Annotated in this window: 13 protein-coding genes, 1 tRNA gene, 3 rRNA genes and 1 other RNA gene; 16 read left to right on the forward strand and 2 right to left on the reverse strand. The window is 40.6% G+C overall.

The features are described 5' to 3' along the window. Nucleotides 1-23 precede the first annotated feature (23 nt). Nucleotides 24-494, reverse strand: a complete 471-nt coding sequence (gene tadA / locus PB01_RS00090) for a tRNA adenosine(34) deaminase TadA (RefSeq protein ID WP_264158160.1) — start codon at nt 492-494, stop codon at nt 24-26. 77 nt (nt 495-571) lie between these two features. Here tadA and PB01_RS00095 point away from each other — a divergent pair, with 77 nt between their 5' ends. The 3 genes from PB01_RS00095 to PB01_RS00105 all read left to right on the forward strand — a co-directional run bounded on the left by PB01_RS00095 (nt 572) and on the right by PB01_RS00105 (nt 3,118). Beyond that, the gene (locus PB01_RS00095) at nt 572-1,708 is read left to right on the forward strand and encodes a glycosyl hydrolase family 18 protein (protein ID WP_151698314.1); all 1,137 of its coding nucleotides are present in this window, start codon (nt 572-574) and stop codon (nt 1,706-1,708) included. Nucleotides 1,709-1,814: 106 nt separating this feature from the next. Beyond that, nucleotides 1,815-2,447 carry a deoxynucleoside kinase gene (locus PB01_RS00100; protein ID WP_151698315.1) on the forward strand — a complete coding sequence of 211 codons (633 nt, stop codon included), beginning with the start codon at nt 1,815-1,817 and terminating at the stop codon, nt 2,445-2,447. A 2-nt stretch (nt 2,448-2,449) separates the two neighbouring features. Further along, nucleotides 2,450-3,118, forward strand: a complete 669-nt coding sequence (locus tag PB01_RS00105; protein WP_151698316.1) for a deoxynucleoside kinase — start codon at nt 2,450-2,452, stop codon at nt 3,116-3,118. Nucleotides 3,119-3,282: 164 nt separating this feature from the next. Here the strand turns inward: PB01_RS00105 and PB01_RS00110 are convergent. Further along, a tRNA-Ser gene (locus PB01_RS00110) sits at nt 3,283-3,375 on the reverse strand. A gap of 196 nt (nt 3,376-3,571) precedes the next feature. On the opposite strand from PB01_RS00110, the gene ffs reads away from it, so the two are divergent. From ffs to PB01_RS00175, 13 genes are all read left to right on the forward strand, one after another. Further along, an RNA gene (gene ffs / locus PB01_RS00115) (signal recognition particle sRNA large type) lies at nt 3,572-3,839 on the forward strand. Between the two features lie 147 nt (nt 3,840-3,986). Next, complete coding sequence (gene dnaX / locus PB01_RS00120; protein WP_151698317.1) at nt 3,987-5,735, forward strand: DNA polymerase III subunit gamma/tau; 1,749 nt, start codon at nt 3,987-3,989, stop codon at nt 5,733-5,735. A 14-nt stretch (nt 5,736-5,749) separates the two neighbouring features. Then, nucleotides 5,750-6,070 carry a YbaB/EbfC family nucleoid-associated protein gene (locus tag PB01_RS00125; RefSeq protein ID WP_151698318.1) on the forward strand — a complete coding sequence of 107 codons (321 nt, stop codon included), beginning with the start codon at nt 5,750-5,752 and terminating at the stop codon, nt 6,068-6,070. Between the two features lie 11 nt (nt 6,071-6,081). Further along, nucleotides 6,082-6,678: a recombination mediator RecR gene (gene recR / locus PB01_RS00130; protein WP_151698319.1), complete on the forward strand. Its 597-nt coding sequence runs from the start codon at nt 6,082-6,084 to the stop codon at nt 6,676-6,678. Nucleotides 6,679-6,693: 15 nt separating this feature from the next. Continuing rightward, the gene (locus PB01_RS00135) at nt 6,694-6,906 is read left to right on the forward strand and encodes a YaaL family protein (protein ID WP_151698320.1); all 213 of its coding nucleotides are present in this window, start codon (nt 6,694-6,696) and stop codon (nt 6,904-6,906) included. 63 nt (nt 6,907-6,969) lie between these two features. Then, nucleotides 6,970-7,227, forward strand: coding sequence for a pro-sigmaK processing inhibitor BofA family protein (locus tag PB01_RS00140; protein WP_192797414.1), 258 nt, complete (start codon nt 6,970-6,972; stop codon nt 7,225-7,227). Between the two features lie 224 nt (nt 7,228-7,451). Then, nucleotides 7,452-9,005: ribosomal RNA gene (locus PB01_RS00145) — 16S ribosomal RNA — on the forward strand. A gap of 231 nt (nt 9,006-9,236) precedes the next feature. Then, a 23S ribosomal RNA gene (locus tag PB01_RS00150) occupies nt 9,237-12,164 on the forward strand. Nucleotides 12,165-12,350: 186 nt separating this feature from the next. After that, a 5S ribosomal RNA gene (rrf, locus tag PB01_RS00155) occupies nt 12,351-12,466 on the forward strand. Together the 16S, 23S and 5S rRNA genes form the textbook arrangement of a ribosomal RNA operon. A gap of 472 nt (nt 12,467-12,938) precedes the next feature. Beyond that, entirely contained in the window at nt 12,939-14,360 is a 1,422-nt protein-coding gene (locus PB01_RS00160; RefSeq protein WP_151698322.1) for an aminotransferase class I/II-fold pyridoxal phosphate-dependent enzyme, read from the forward strand. A gap of 2 nt (nt 14,361-14,362) precedes the next feature. Then, nucleotides 14,363-15,004, forward strand: coding sequence for a dTMP kinase (gene tmk / locus PB01_RS00165; RefSeq protein ID WP_151698323.1), 642 nt, complete (start codon nt 14,363-14,365; stop codon nt 15,002-15,004). A gap of 45 nt (nt 15,005-15,049) precedes the next feature. After that, nucleotides 15,050-15,379 (forward strand): cyclic di-AMP receptor DarA, encoded by a 330-nt coding sequence (locus PB01_RS00170; protein WP_142643831.1) that lies wholly within the window; start codon nt 15,050-15,052, stop codon nt 15,377-15,379. Between the two features lie 24 nt (nt 15,380-15,403). Continuing rightward, the gene (locus tag PB01_RS00175) at nt 15,404-15,844 is read left to right on the forward strand and encodes a YaaR family protein (RefSeq protein WP_151698324.1); all 441 of its coding nucleotides are present in this window, start codon (nt 15,404-15,406) and stop codon (nt 15,842-15,844) included. Nucleotides 15,845-15,862: the final 18 nt, after the last annotated feature.

The following is a 15,862-nucleotide window of genomic DNA, read 5'->3' on the forward strand; positions in this document are numbered from 1 at the left end:
AAAAAAAAGAATCAGAAACGGTATTATCCGCGTTTCTGATTCTTTTTTTGTTCTCGAAGATTGCGAAAAAATTGTGTAAGAAGGCTACCGCATTCCTCTGCTAAAACACCTTCTATCACTTCACACATATGATTAAATCTATTGTCGTTTAAAAGATTATAGAGGGAATCCACGCAGCCTGCTTTAGCATCTCTTGCACCATACACAACGCGGGGGATCCGTGATTGTAGAATAGCACCAGCACACATAGGGCATGGTTCTAATGTGACATATAAAGTGGTTTCTTCTAATCTCCAACTGCCGATCTTACTACAAGCTTCTTGAATGGCTAATATCTCTGCGTGTGTAGTTGCATTTTGTGTAGTTTCTCTTAAGTTAAAGGCCTTCGCAATGATTTCATTTTTATATACAATGATTGCACCAATCGGTACCTCTCCAAGACAAGCGGCTTTTTTAGCTTCTTCTATTGCTATATTCATATAGTGTTCATCCAATTTGAATCAGCCCCTTTTACCTAAGTGTAGCATGTTTTATTTATCTCATGCATATTGTATTTTGAAGGAGTGATCGATTGATTTATGTAGTGAAAAGTGGAGATAATTTATACTCCATAGCAAAGCATTTTGGTACAAATACGGCAACACTTACCTCTATCAATGGACTACCGGACCCTGATGTATTAGTGGTAGGGCAAGCGCTAGTTTTACCATCTACTCCAAGCCCAGACAGACCAATGATTGATACAAATTTATATGTAGAATGGTATACAGAAAGTCCATCTCAGCATGTCATAGACCAAGTAGAAAAGGATGCACCAGGGTTGACTTACATGATGCCTTTTGCGTATGAAGTTCTTCGTGATGGATCATTGACTTCGATGAACTGGGGTAAATTGGGCGAAGTAGCAAAGAATCATCAAGTAGAATCCGTTATTGTGCTTGCAAATATTGAAAATGGAGCATTTAATGATACTCTAGCGCATACTATCTTTACGGATGACCAAGTGAAACAAAGAGTGTTTGAGAATGCAGTTGCTGAGGCTACTGTTAAAGGAGCAACTCATATTCATACAGACTTTGAGTATATTGCAAAAGAAGATCGGAAAAACTATGTAACTTTTTTAAAGGAATTAAAAGAGTTTGCTAAAGGATTTACGATTTCCTCTAGTCTTGCACCAAAATCAAGTGATAATTTAAAAGGAAAATGGTATGAAGGGATAGATTATAAAGCAATTGGTGAAGTAGTTGATTTTGTTGTAATAATGACTTATGAGTGGGGTTATAGTGGCGGCCCACCAATGGCGGTGTCCCCAATCGGACCAGTTCGCAAGGTGCTTGAGTATGCTAAAACAGAAATAGAGTCGAAAAAAATAATGATGGGACAAAATTTGTATGGATATGATTGGACGCTTCCTTATAAACAAGGAAATGCATTTGCTAAAGCATTAAGTCCACAGCGAGCTATTCAATTGGCAAGGGAACGTAATGCAGCAATTGAGTATGATCCAATTGCTCAAGCCCCTTTCTTTCATTATTGGAAAGATGGGATAGAGCATGAGGTGTGGTTTGAGGATGCGAGATCTATTCAAGCAAAGTTTAAGTTATTGAAAGAATTAAACCTTTTAGGAATTTCTTATTGGCATAGCGGATTCGATTTCCCTCAAAATTGGTACTTGTTAAATGAAATGTTTCGTGTGAAGAAAAAATAGAGCAAATTTGCCTTTCTTATAGAAAGGTGGATTTGCTCTGTTTTTCATTTTCTTGCTATGATAAAATAAAAGGCACGACTTGAAATATTGGAGCGAGGTTAAAAATATGTCCATTCCATTTATAACGGTAGAAGGTCCTATAGGGGTTGGAAAAACTTCCTTAGCAAAAGCGATTGCCACTACCTATCAATTTGAATTATTGAAAGAGATTGTGGATGAAAATCCTTTCTTAGATAAATTTTATGACGATATTGCAGAGTGGAGTTTCCAAACAGAAATGTTTTTTCTTTGCAATCGATTTAAACAATTAAGTGATATCCAAAAGAATTACTTATCAAAATCAAAAGCAGTAACAGCGGATTATCATATTTTTAAAAATTTGATTTTTGCTAAACGGTCGTTAAATAAAGCCGAATTTGAAAAATATGAAGCAATCTATAAGATATTAACAAATGATATGCCTGTTCCAAATATGGTTATCTATTTAGATGCTAGCTTAGACGTTCTTATTAATCGTATCGATATACGGGGAAGAGATTTTGAAAAGAAGATAAGTCCTGATTATTTGCAGCAACTTGCAGCTGATTATCGTACATTTATTGACGACTTTGAAAAGAGACACCCGGAAGTCCCAGTTCTAAGATTCAATGGGGATGAAATAGATTTTGTTCAAAATGGACAAGACCTACAATTAATTTTAAATAAGGTAGATCAAACATTACATAAGAGGAGTTTTTAACCATGAATTTGAGAGAAAAGTATAGCATCCCTCCTGATGCAGTTATTACAATTGCTGGAACAGTAGGCGTTGGTAAATCTACCATGACAAAGGCAATTGCTGATGCACTACACTTTAAAACATCTTTTGAAAAAGTAGATTCAAATCCTTATTTAGATCGTTTTTATGAAGATTTCTCGAAATGGAGCTTTCATTTGCAAATTTACTTTTTAGCAGAGCGGTTTAAAGAGCAAAAAAGAATGTTTGAATATGGTGGGGGATTTATTCAAGATCGATCGATTTATGAAGACACTGGTATATTTGCTCAAATGCATAAAGAAAAGGGAACGATGGATCCCGTAGACCACGAAACCTACACTAGTTTGTTTGAAGCAATGGTGATGACACCCTATTTCCCACATCCAAACTTATTAATTTATCTAGAAGGATCATTAGACGATATTATTGATCGAATCCACGATAGAGGGCGTCCGATGGAACAGCAAACGCCAATATCCTATTGGGAAGAAATGCATGGCCGGTATGAGAACTGGATTAATTCGTTTAATGGTTGTCCGGTACTACGTTTAAATATTAATGATTATGATATTGTTCAGAATCCAGAAAGTGTGGAAGTAATCATTGGGCGAATTGGACATTTTATGGAACAAACAGAAGCATTGCGGAAATAAATAAAACCCTCTTGCAAACTATACGCAAGAGGGTTTTATTTCATAAAAAAAAGAACGTAACAATTAAAGTTACCTTCATAATATTCTGAACAAGATAGGTTAAGAAAAATTCGTTACCAATGCAACGAATTCAATCTCAAATTTATGCGTGTGTGTATTTAAAATGGAGGAGGAAGAGGGATTCGAACCCCCGCGCGGTATGACCCGCCTGTCGGTTTTCAAGACCGATCCCTTCAGCCAGACTTGGGTATTCCTCCGAAGTACATGAACTAATTTATCACGGATAATATTCAAAGTCAATACATTTGAGTAACTTTTTATAAAAAATATTCATATGTACTGGTAGAATAAAATGAGCTATATCAATACTTAGAGATGAATATAGTAGATGTGATAAACTTAAATTCTCGTATTCATTGATTTTTTTTAAAAAAGTGCGTATACTTAGTTATGCCGTGCTAGGTGGGAAGGTAGCGGTGTCTTGTAACTCGCAATCCGCTCTAGCGAGACTGAACCCCTTCTCTGAGGTTGAATATATGTAGGGTCTGGTATTTGCACGTGATGTTGACGTTTGGGTCCTGCGCAATGAGTGCCCATGAACCATGTCAGGTCCGGAAGGAAGCAGCATTAAGTGGTGCTTTCTCATGTGCCGTGGGGTAGCCTAAGCCGAGTTAACGACAAAGGTGCCGCTTATGTGTTTCAAGCGAAGGAAGGTGCACGGCAATAATTTAAAACATCAACTCATTTATCCAATGGATGAATGAGTTTTTTTATATTAAAAAACGCATGTATTTATAGACGAAGTCACTGTTTCTTTATGGTATAATAAAATTACTATTAAACTTAAAATGAGAAGGGGGCAGGTTTGTTGTCGTATCAAGCTTTTTACCGCGCTTATAGGCCACAGTCGTTTGCGGAAATGTCTGGGCAATCACATATTAAACAAACACTTCAAAATGCCCTCCTTTACAATAAAACTACACATGCGTATTTATTTTCAGGTCCACGCGGAACGGGGAAAACAAGTGCAGCGAAAATATTCGCTAAAGCTTTAAATTGCGAGAATGGTCCAACTAAAGAGCCGTGTAATGCTTGTGGAACTTGTAGAAGTATTACAGATGGTTCGAATACAGATGTGATTGAATTTGATGCAGCTTCTAATTCTCGTGTAGAAGAAATGCGAGATATTATTGAAAAAGTTCGTTTTGCACCTTCAAATGCTCGTTATAAAGTGTATATTATTGATGAAGTGCATATGCTTTCTACAAGTGCTTTTAATGCGCTATTAAAAACATTAGAAGAACCGCCAGCGCATGTTGTCTTTATCTTGGCTACAACCGAACCACATAAAATCCCTTTAACTATTATTTCTAGATGTCAGCGTTTTGATTTCAAACGAATTACGTCCACAGACATCGTTGCAAGAATGAAAGAAGTATTAAATGATGCTAAGATTGAATATGATGAACATGTCTTAAAAATCATAGCCCAAGCAGCTGCAGGGGGTATGCGTGATGCCCTAAGTATGCTCGATCAAGTAGTATCGTTTAGTGGAGAGAAAATGACACTAGAGGATGCGTTACTTGTGACAGGCTCTATTGGTCAGGATGTCTTCTTTCAGTTAGCGAATGCATTAATTGAAAAGGATGTAGCGAAAGCTTTAAGTTGCGTGGAACAATTAGTAGATGATGGGAAAGATCCTGTTCGTTTAACAGAAGACTTTATAACATTTTACCGAGATTTACTTGTGTTAATTGTTGCACCCGAACAAACAGAGCTTTTAGAAATAGCAACAGGAGACGTTACTTTTCGTGATTTAGCTTCTAAATTTCCAATAGATACATTGTATAAAAGCATTTCTATTTTGACGAATACGCAACAAGAAATGCGTTTTTCTAATCATGCCAAGGTTTATTTAGAAACTGCTATTATTCGATTAGCACAAGTTCCAAGAGAAGCAACCTTGTATAGTGAAGGCAGCACAGAGCTCGAACAGAAAGTAAAATCACTTGAAAGTCAGTTGCAGCAATTGCAACAACAAATTAGTCAAGGTATCATACCCCAAGCGAATGCTGCGGTGCAGGAACAACCAAAAAAACAAAGACAGAGATCAACTGGCGGTGTCAAAGTATCAAGTGGTCGTATTCATGAGATATTAAAAAATGCAACAAAGACAGATATTCAAGCTATTAAATCTCAGTGGGCTAGTATTTTACAACAGCTCCAAAAATCACATGCTGCACTTTTAAATGATGCCGAACCAGTTGCAGCATCATCAAGTGCATTTGTGTTAAAATTTAAGTATGATATTCATTGCCAAATGGCTGTGGAGAATAAAACCTTTTCTACCTCTTTCCCCCAGCTTATCGCTAACTTAACTGGTACGATGTACGAAGTGGTATATGTGCCAGAGGAAAATTGGTTGAAAATAAGAGAAGAATTTATTCAACAAAACGGCTTAAAACAAAGTAATGCAGAAACTGAAGAGGATGCTGGATCTAATTCTAGTGTGGCGATGGATATTTTACATGATATGGAAGAAATATCGGAAGATCCTTTAATTGTAGAAGCAGAGAAGTTATTTGGAAAAGAATTTGTAGAAATACATGACGACTAAGGAGGAAAATAATTATGCGTGGAATGGGAAATATGCAAGGTATGATGAAGCAAATGCAAAAAATGCAAAAGAAAATGGCTGAGGCACAAGAAGAACTGGGAACACAACGCTTTGAAGCGGTAGCTGGCGGAGGAATGGTGAAGGTTGTTGTATCGGGACATAAGGAAGTATTAGAGGTAGTTCTGGATTCGACGGTAGTAGATCCAGAAGATGTAGAAATGCTTCAAGATTTAATCGTCATTGCTACAAATGAAGCAATGAAAAATGCAGAAGAAACAGCGAACTCCACGATGGGTCAATTCACGAAGGGATTGAACCTCCCTGGCATGTTCTAGGAGGAAAAAATATGCATTATCCTGAACCAATATCAAAACTAATAGATAGTTTCATGAAACTGCCAGGGATTGGGCCAAAAACTGCGGCCCGTCTGGCATTTTTTGTATTAACGATGAAAGAAGATACCGTTTTAGATTTTGCAAAAGCATTAGTAGATGCCAAAAGAAATTTAAGTTATTGCACAGTTTGTGGTCATATTACTGATATTGATCCATGTCATATCTGCCAAGATCAACAACGTGATTTATCCATGATTTGTGTAGTCCAAGATACAAAAGATGTAATAGCTATGGAGAAAATGAGAGATTATAACGGTTTGTATCATGTACTTCATGGGGCAATCTCCCCGATGGATGGAATTGGCCCCGAAGATATCAATGTTCCTTCTCTTTTAAAAAGATTACAGGACATACAAGTGGAAGAGCTAATACTTGCAACTAACCCTACAATAGAAGGAGAAGCAACTGCGATGTATATTTCTCGACTCGTGAAGCCTTCGGGTATTAAAACAACAAGAATTGCACATGGTTTACCAGTAGGTGGAGATTTAGAGTATGCGGACGAAGTAACCTTGTCCAAGGCATTAGAAGGACGCCGAGAGTTGTAAGGGAGTTGTAGTAAGATGTTTTTCCAGAAAGGTAAGTTAAAAAAAGAATTTGATTATCAGTTTGTGGGTTTAATAAAAACCACAAAAGAAGATTGGCAACAAGCGCAGTTAATAGAAGATTTTTTGAATGACTATGATTTAGATGTAGTAGCAAAAAGAAAAATCGCTGAGAGTATACATTTCTATTTATATAAAGAGGCAAAAATTCGAAATGTCATTTTGAAATGAGAATGATAGTAGTACTAGCTTCATATACTAGGAGATAGTTAGTTTATGGAGGAGAGATGTTTCATGAAGTTAGTTATCATCGTATGTTCGCTAATGCTACTATTGTTTCTTTTGTTTAGAACGTCATTTTCAAAAGTAATGGAAAATCTACCGTTTTTTTTATTTCGTTTAGGTTTGTCGTTTTTTTTATTGTTTGGAGTGCATTTACTTTTAGGGTTATTTGGTTATGTAATCCCTATTAATTTGTTTACAGGTGCAGTGGTAGCGATGTTAGGAGTACCTGGTGTAGCCTCGGTAGTAGCTATTTCTATATTAATATAAAAAGTTTTTAAAAAGTGTTGACTTATGAAGATTAAGAGAGTAATATTGTAGAAGTCGCCAAGAGGTAAACGAAACGGCAGACAACATGAACATTGAAAACTGAACATGCAAAACGTTAAGAAATATAGCTTGAAAGATTGACTTCGGTTAGTTTGATAGCAAAACAATTTGGACATCATTTAATGATGATGCCAGCAAAACAAAATGAGCTTTTTAAGTTCTCTATTATGGAGAGTTTGATCCTGGCTCAGGACGAACGCTGGCGGCATGCCTAATACATGCAAGTCGAGCGAATGACGAAGAAGCTTGCTTCTTCTGATTTAGCGGCGGACGGGTGAGTAACACGTGGGCAACCTGCCCTGTAGATTGGGATAACTCCGGGAAACCGGGGCTAATACCGAATAATCCATTTCCTCACATGGGGAAATGTTAAAAGACGGTTTCGGCTGTCACTACAGGATGGGCCCGCGGCGCATTAGCTAGTTGGTGAGGTAACGGCTCACCAAGGCGACGATGCGTAGCCGACCTGAGAGGGTGATCGGCCACACTGGGACTGAGACACGGCCCAGACTCCTACGGGAGGCAGCAGTAGGGAATCTTCCACAATGGACGAAAGTCTGATGGAGCAATGCCGCGTGAGTGAAGAAGGTTTTCGGATCGTAAAACTCTGTTGTGAGGGAAGAACAAGTACGAGAGTAACTGCTCGTACCTTGACGGTACCTCATTAGAAAGCCACGGCTAACTACGTGCCAGCAGCCGCGGTAATACGTAGGTGGCAAGCGTTGTCCGGAATTATTGGGCGTAAAGCGCGCGCAGGCGGTCCTTTAAGTCTGATGTGAAATCCCACGGCTCAACCGTGGAAGGTCATTGGAAACTGGGGGACTTGAGTACAGAAGAGGAAAGCGGAATTCCAAGTGTAGCGGTGAAATGCGTAGAGATTTGGAGGAACACCAGTGGCGAAGGCGGCTTTCTGGTCTGTAACTGACGCTGAGGCGCGAAAGCGTGGGGAGCAAACAGGATTAGATACCCTGGTAGTCCACGCCGTAAACGATGAGTGCTAAGTGTTAGGGGGTTTCCGCCCCTTAGTGCTGCAGCTAACGCATTAAGCACTCCGCCTGGGGAGTACGGTCGCAAGACTGAAACTCAAAGGAATTGACGGGGGCCCGCACAAGCGGTGGAGCATGTGGTTTAATTCGAAGCAACGCGAAGAACCTTACCAGGTCTTGACATCCCGCTGACCGTTCTAGAGATAGATCTTTCCCTTCGGGGACAGCGGTGACAGGTGGTGCATGGTTGTCGTCAGCTCGTGTCGTGAGATGTTGGGTTAAGTCCCGCAACGAGCGCAACCCTTGATCTTAGTTGCCAGCATTCAGTTGGGCACTCTAAGGTGACTGCCGGTGATAAACCGGAGGAAGGTGGGGATGACGTCAAATCATCATGCCCCTTATGACCTGGGCTACACACGTGCTACAATGGACGGTACAGAGGGTCGCAACCCCGCGAGGGTGAGCTAATCCCATAAAACCGTTCTCAGTTCGGATTGTAGGCTGCAACTCGCCTACATGAAGCCGGAATCGCTAGTAATCGTGGATCAGCATGCCACGGTGAATACGTTCCCGGGCCTTGTACACACCGCCCGTCACACCACGAGAGTTTGTAACACCCGAAGTCGGTGGGGTAACCCTTACGGGAGCCAGCCGCCGAAGGTGGGACAGATGATTGGGGTGAAGTCGTAACAAGGTAGCCGTATCGGAAGGTGCGGCTGGATCACCTCCTTTCTAAGGATAATATCGGAATACAGATTTTTATCTGTATCTTAACGTTTTGCAGTTCAGTTTTGAATGTTCATTTTTATGAGCATTTGAAAACTTGTTCTTTGAAAACTGGATAAAAAGACATTGAAAGAAACAAATTCAAGAAATTCAATTTGTAATCACTTTTGTGATTATATTTTGCGTAGTATTTTTAACTACTATAGGAAGTCCGTGTTTTCACGGAGGACCAAATTAGGTTAAGTTAATAAGGGCGCGCGGTGAATGCCTTGGCACTAGGAGCCGAAGAAGGACGGCACTAACACCGATATGCTTCGGGGAGCTGTAAGTGAGCTTTGATCCGGAGATTTCCGAATGGGGAAACCCACTGTTCGTAATGGAGCAGTACATTTACGTGAATACATAGCGTATCTGTGGCACACCCAGGGAACTGAAACATCTAAGTACCTGGAGGAAGAGAAAGAAAAATCGATTCCCTGAGTAGCGGCGAGCGAAACGGGAATAGCCCAAACCAAGAGGCTTGCCTCTTGGGGTTGTAGGACACTCTACATAGAGTTACAAAGGAATGAGTTAGACGAAGCGATCTGGAAAGGTCCGCAGGATAGGGTAAAAGCCCCGTAGTCAAAAGTTCATTCTCTCTTGAGTGTATCCTGAGTACGGCGGAACACGTGAAATTCCGTCGGAATCTGGGAGGACCATCTCCCAAGGCTAAATACTACCTAGTGACCGATAGTGAACCAGTACCGTGAGGGAAAGGTGAAAAGCACCCCGGAAGGGGAGTGAAATAGATCCTGAAACCGCGTGCCTACAAGTAGTCAGAGCCCGTTAATGGGTGATGGCGTGCCTTTTGTAGAATGAACCGGCGAGTTACGATTACATGCAAGGTTAAGTTGAGAAGACGGAGCCGCAGCGAAAGCGAGTCTGAATAGGGCGAATGAGTATGTGGTCGTAGACCCGAAACCAGGTGATCTACCCATGTCCAGGATGAAGGTAAGGTAACACTTACTGGAGGTCCGAACCCACGCACGTTGAAAAGTGCGGGGATGAGGTGTGGGTAGCGGAGAAATTCCAATCGAACCTGGAGATAGCTGGTTCTCTCCGAAATAGCTTTAGGGCTAGCCTCAAACGTTAGAATCTTGGAGGTAGAGCACTGTTTGGACTAGGGGCCCATCCCGGGTTACCGAATTCAGACAAACTCCGAATGCCAATGATTTATGTTTGGGAGTCAGACTGCGAGTGATAAGATCCGTAGTCAAGAGGGAAACAGCCCAGACCACCAGCTAAGGTCCCAAAGTATTTGTTAAGTGGAAAAGGATGTGGCGTTGCTTAGACAACCAGGATGTTGGCTTAGAAGCAGCCATCATTTAAAGAGTGCGTAATAGCTCACTGGTCGAGTGACGCTGCGCCGAAAATGTATCGGGGCTAAACAAATCACCGAAGCTGTGGATTGATACCTATGGTATCAGTGGTAGGAGAGCGTTCTAAGGGCGTTGAAGTCAGACCGGAAGGACTGGTGGAGCGCTTAGAAGTGAGAATGCCGGTATGAGTAGCGAAAGATGGGTGAGAATCCCATCCACCGTATGACTAAGGTTTCCTGAGGAAGGCTCGTCCGCTCAGGGTTAGTCGGGACCTAAGTCGAGGCCGATAGGCGTAGACGATGGACAACAGGTTGATATTCCTGTACCACCAAACCACCGTTTGAGCAATGGGGGGACGCAGAAGGATAGGGTAAGCATGCTGTTGGTTATGCATGTCCAAGCAGTAAGGTGTGAGTGTAGGCAAATCCGCACTCTGTAACATTGAGCTGTGATGGCGAGGACTTAGTCCGAAGTTCCTGATTTCACACTGCCAAGAAAAGCCTCTAGCGAGGTGATAGGTGCCCGTACCGCAAACCGACACAGGTAGTCGAGGAGAGAATCCTAAGGTGAGCGAGAGAACTCTCGTTAAGGAACTCGGCAAAATGACCCCGTAACTTCGGGAGAAGGGGTGCTCTTTTGGGTGTATAGCCTAGAAGAGCCGCAGTGAATAGGCCCAGGCGACTGTTTAGCAAAAACACAGGTCTCTGCAAAACCGTAAGGTGAAGTATAGGGGCTGACGCCTGCCCGGTGCTGGAAGGTTAAGAGGAGTGCTTAGCGCAAGCGAAGGTGCGAATTGAAGCCCCAGTAAACGGCGGCCGTAACTATAACGGTCCTAAGGTAGCGAAATTCCTTGTCGGGTAAGTTCCGACCCGCACGAAAGGCGTAACGATCTGGGCACTGTCTCAACGAGAGACTCGGTGAAATTATAGTACCTGTGAAGATGCAGGTTACCCGCGACAGGACGGAAAGACCCCGTGGAGCTTTACTATAGCTTGATATTGAATTTTGGTGCAACTTGTACAGGATAGGCAGGAGCCTTAGAGCCCGGAGCGCCAGCTTCGGAGGAGGCGTCGGTGGGATACTGCCCTGGTTGTATTGAAATTCTAACCCATACCCGTAACCCGGGTAGGAGACAGTGTCAGGCGGGTAGTTTGACTGGGGCGGTCGCCTCCTAAAGTGTAACGGAGGCGCCCAAAGGTTCCCTCAGAATGGTTGGAAATCATTCGAAGAGTGTAAAGGCAGAAGGGAGCTTGACTGCGAGACCTACAAGTCGAGCAGGGTCGAAAGACGGGCTTAGTGATCCGGTGGTTCCGCATGGAAGGGCCATCGCTCAACGGATAAAAGCTACCCCGGGGATAACAGGCTTATCTCCCCCAAGAGTCCACATCGACGGGGAGGTTTGGCACCTCGATGTCGGCTCATCGCATCCTGGGGCTGTAGTCGGTCCCAAGGGTTGGGCTGTTCGCCCATTAAAGCGGTACGCGAGCTGGGTTCAGAACGTCGTGAGACAGTTCGGTCCCTATCCGTCGTGGGCGTAGGAAATTTGAGAGGAGCTGTCCTTAGTACGAGAGGACCGGGATGGACACACCGCTGGTGTACCAGTTGTTCTGCCAAGAGCATCGCTGGGTAGCTATGTGTGGACGGGATAAGTGCTGAAAGCATCTAAGCACGAAGCCCCCCTCAAGATGAGATTTCCCATTACGCAAGTAAGTAAGATCCCTCAAAGACGATGAGGTAGATAGGTTCGGGGTGGAAGCGTGGCGACATGTGCAGCTGACGAATACTAATCGATCGAGGACTTAACCAAATAGAATTTGCACATTTCAATGTCTTTTATCCAGTTTTGAGTGAACAAGCACTCAATTTAGAGGGTTTCAAGACGCAAACAGTGCTAGGAAACGATTGAGAGAAAGAAGGAGCGTACTTAAGTACGTGACTGATTGATCGAATGAAGTTGACAACGCAATGCGCAGTGTATTGAAAGCCGAACTAGTCTAGTGATGATGGCGAAGAGGTCACACCCGTTCCCATACCGAACACGGAAGTTAAGCTCTTCAGCGCCGATGGTAGTTGGGGGTTTCCCCCTGCAAGAGTAGGACGTCGCTGGGCACTATAAAAAGTCGTTACCGAGTAATCGGTGACGACTTTTTTGATGCGTAAATTTAAAGGATACATATTTTTAGCACCATTCAATATAATATAGCAACTAACTTTGGACTTTTTTCTGTATTAGTCTTGTTTTATAAATTGAATGAACTAACTCAAATAGAGCCAACTCTTTATTGTAAGATTTAGCCTCGGGTAAGTGTGAATTGGTCTCGAAGTGCCATTTTCTAACTCATTATGGATAATAATTCAAGAGATCATCATATAATTCTGGATTGCCCTATTATTAAAATAACCTTGCTTGGTAACAATTCTTTATTGAGAAACTTAGACACGAATTGATTGCTCTCTTTGCAGCATATTAACTTTTAGACAGACTTATCTTATGATTTTTAGAGTGATTTGAAGACTGAGCGTTCCTAGTTCATGTATAATAGAAGAAGGAAACCAGAATAAAATAGTGGGGTAATAAAAAATGCAAGAGAAACGCCCGTTAGTCGAAGCAATAGAAAAATTTCATAAACAAAAAAGCATTTCTTTTCATGTGCCTGGACATAAAAATGGGCTGTTATCAAATTTGCCAAAAGCAATAAAAAAGACTATGGAATATGACTTTACGGAATTAGAAGGATTAGATGATTTCCATCATCCTGAAGGAGCTATAAAAGAGGCAGAGCAATTACTTTCAATGGCATATGGAACTCATAAAAGCTTCTTTTTGGTAAATGGAACGACGGTGGGCAATCTAGCGATGATTTATGCTACATGTCAGTTTGGTGAGCAGATTATTGTTCAGAGAAATGCACATAAATCAATTTTCCATGCAATTGAACTAGTTGGGGCAGAACCTATCTTTGTAACTCCAGAGTGGGATGAGAAAACCAAAACGGCTACCTGTGTAACGTTTGAAATTATTCAAGAAGCATTAGCAGCATATCCCCAAGCTAAAGCTATTGTGTTAACCTATCCTAATTACTATGGGGTAGCATCTTTACAATTGGAAAACATAATAAACCTATGCCATTCATATAGCATTCCAGTTCTAGTAGATGAGGCACATGGTGCACATTTCCAAGCTAATAAAGACTTTCCGAAATCTTCTCTTGTATATGGAGCAGACCTAGTTGTTCAATCTGCTCATAAAACATTACCTGCACTAACGATGGGTTCCTTTTTGCATGTCAACTCGAATTTAATCGATACAAGAAGAGTAAATAATTATTTAAGGATGCTACAGTCAAGCAGTCCATCTTATCTATTATTAGCTTCTTTGGATGATGCAAGAAGCTATGTAGAAAGATACAACGAGTTTGATTTCAAGCATTTTATATATAGAAGGAAACTATTTATAGAGGCATTAGAGACGATTCCTCTACTAGAAATAGTTCAAGTAGATGATCCACTCAAATTATTAATTCGTATTGAAAACTATTCAGGTTTTCAATTACGGAAAGTGCTGGAACAGCAGAATATTTATGTGGAGTTAGCGGACACATATCAAGTTTTAATGATTTTACCATTATTAAAACTTGATCATGAATATCCTTTTGCAGAAATTAGAAAGCGAGTAAAGCATGCGGTGGATATATTACGTAATGAAGTTCCTAACAGTCCAAGTCATTCTCTTATAATAAAACAAAAGTCAATTTCAACATTACATATGAATATTAGTTTGTTAAATGAAAAACAGGGAGAATGGATACCATATGTCCGATCCTTGGGTAAAATTGCAAAAGGAATGATTATTCCATATCCACCAGGCATCCCTCTAATATTGGCAGGAGAAAAAATAACGATAGCTATGTTAACGGAACTAGAAGAGTGGATAGAAAAAGGTGCAGTATTTCAAGGAGAGCATCGATTGGATCAAAAGTTAATATATGTGGCGGAGGAGTAATTGTGCAGAATAAAGGGTATTTTATATCAAGTGAAGGTCCTGAAGGGGCTGGAAAAACGACTGTGATGAATCTACTTGGAGTTAGATTAAAAGATGAGGGCTTCGATGTAGTTATGACCAGAGAGCCAGGCGGCATTATGATTTCAGAAAAAATTAGAAACATAATATTGGATAACGAGCATATAATGATGGATAGCCGTACAGAAGCGTTACTATATGCAGCAGCTAGAAGACAACATTTAGTAGAAAAAGTACAACCTGCTTTAGATGCTGGAAAGGTAGTAATATGTGATCGATTTATAGATAGTTCACTTGCTTATCAGGGTTATGCAAGAGGCATTGGTGTTGAAGAAATTTTGGCAATTAATCAGTTTGCAATTGGAAAAACAATGCCAGATAAAACTATCCTCTTTGATATAGAACCAAAAGTCGGACTAGCCAGAATTGAGGCACACAATAATAGGGAAAAAAATCGTTTAGACGTGGAAAGTTTGGATTTTCATCAAAAAGTAAGAGAAGGATATTTATCACTAGTAGACAGGTATCCAAAACGTATTCAAGTTGTTGATGCTTCTCAATCATTACAGATAGTATTAGAAGAAGTTTATAATGTTATAAAAAGGGAATTAGAAATTATTAGATAATTCATGTTATAATAATAAAAAGAAAAATAATAGGAGTGAGTATCGATGAAATTGATAGTAGCGGTAGTGCAGGATCAGGATAGTAATCGATTGTCTAATGCTTTAACAAAAGCAAAGTTCAGAGCAACTAAACTGGCAAGTACAGGTGGGTTTTTGCGCTCTGGGAATACTACGTTTTTAATAGGTACAGACGACTCATTAGTATCATCGGCATTAGAGTTAATAAGAGATAATTGTAGAGCACGAGAGCAAATGGTTGCACCTGTTTCTCCAATGGGTGGAAATGCCGATTCATATATTCCATATCCAGTGGAAGTAGAAGTTGGAGGCGCCACGGTATTTGTTCTACCAATTGAACAATTCCATCATTTCTAATAATGAAGGAAGGGGTAGAAAAGGTTGAAAATAAATCAAGATGTACGAGTGGGTATAGATAAAATTCGAAAAGATTCTATTCAAAATAATACACAATCAGCGAAATTTGGACAAATGATAACCAAGCATGATCAAAAAATGCAATCAGAAATATTAACCAGATTATTAGGAGATATTTCGACTGCTGGTGATCGTATTGCACGTTCCAGAAATTTACGTGATATGGCAAAGTTTAAAATGCTAATACGAAAGTTTTTACAAGAAGCCGTGGATTTTGGAATGGGTTTAAAGCAATCACATACTTGGAATCGCTTTGGTGAAGGTAGAAAACTGAAACTAGTTGAGACTATTGATGAAAAACTAGTCGAGTTAGCAGAAGAGATCTTAGATAAAGAGAAAAGCTCCATTGATTTGTTAGACAAAATTGGAGAAATAAAAGGTCTACTAATAAATCTATACACGTAAATTCCCGTGTTTTCGCTT

Origin of the sequence: Psychrobacillus glaciei (assembly GCF_008973485.1) — a bacterium.
In the GTDB taxonomy this organism is placed as follows: Bacteria; Bacillota; Bacilli; order Bacillales_A; family Planococcaceae; genus Psychrobacillus; species Psychrobacillus glaciei.

What these genes read in the sequence shown, in the direction of transcription:
- PB01_RS00100 (WP_151698315.1), top strand. Translation starts at nt 1,815, where the DNA reads ATGTCCATTCCATTTATAACGGTAGAAGGTCCTATAGGGGTTGGAAAA.
- PB01_RS00105 (WP_151698316.1), top strand. Translation starts at nt 2,450, where the DNA reads ATGAATTTGAGAGAAAAGTATAGCATCCCTCCTGATGCAGTTATTACA.
- PB01_RS00125 (WP_151698318.1), top strand. Translation starts at nt 5,750, where the DNA reads ATGCGTGGAATGGGAAATATGCAAGGTATGATGAAGCAAATGCAAAAA.
- recR (WP_151698319.1), top strand. Translation starts at nt 6,082, where the DNA reads ATGCATTATCCTGAACCAATATCAAAACTAATAGATAGTTTCATGAAA.
- PB01_RS00135 (WP_151698320.1), top strand. Translation starts at nt 6,694, where the DNA reads ATGTTTTTCCAGAAAGGTAAGTTAAAAAAAGAATTTGATTATCAGTTT.
- PB01_RS00140 (WP_192797414.1), top strand. Translation starts at nt 6,970, where the DNA reads ATGAAGTTAGTTATCATCGTATGTTCGCTAATGCTACTATTGTTTCTT.
- PB01_RS00160 (WP_151698322.1), top strand. Translation starts at nt 12,939, where the DNA reads ATGCAAGAGAAACGCCCGTTAGTCGAAGCAATAGAAAAATTTCATAAA.
- PB01_RS00170 (WP_142643831.1), top strand. Translation starts at nt 15,050, where the DNA reads ATGAAATTGATAGTAGCGGTAGTGCAGGATCAGGATAGTAATCGATTG.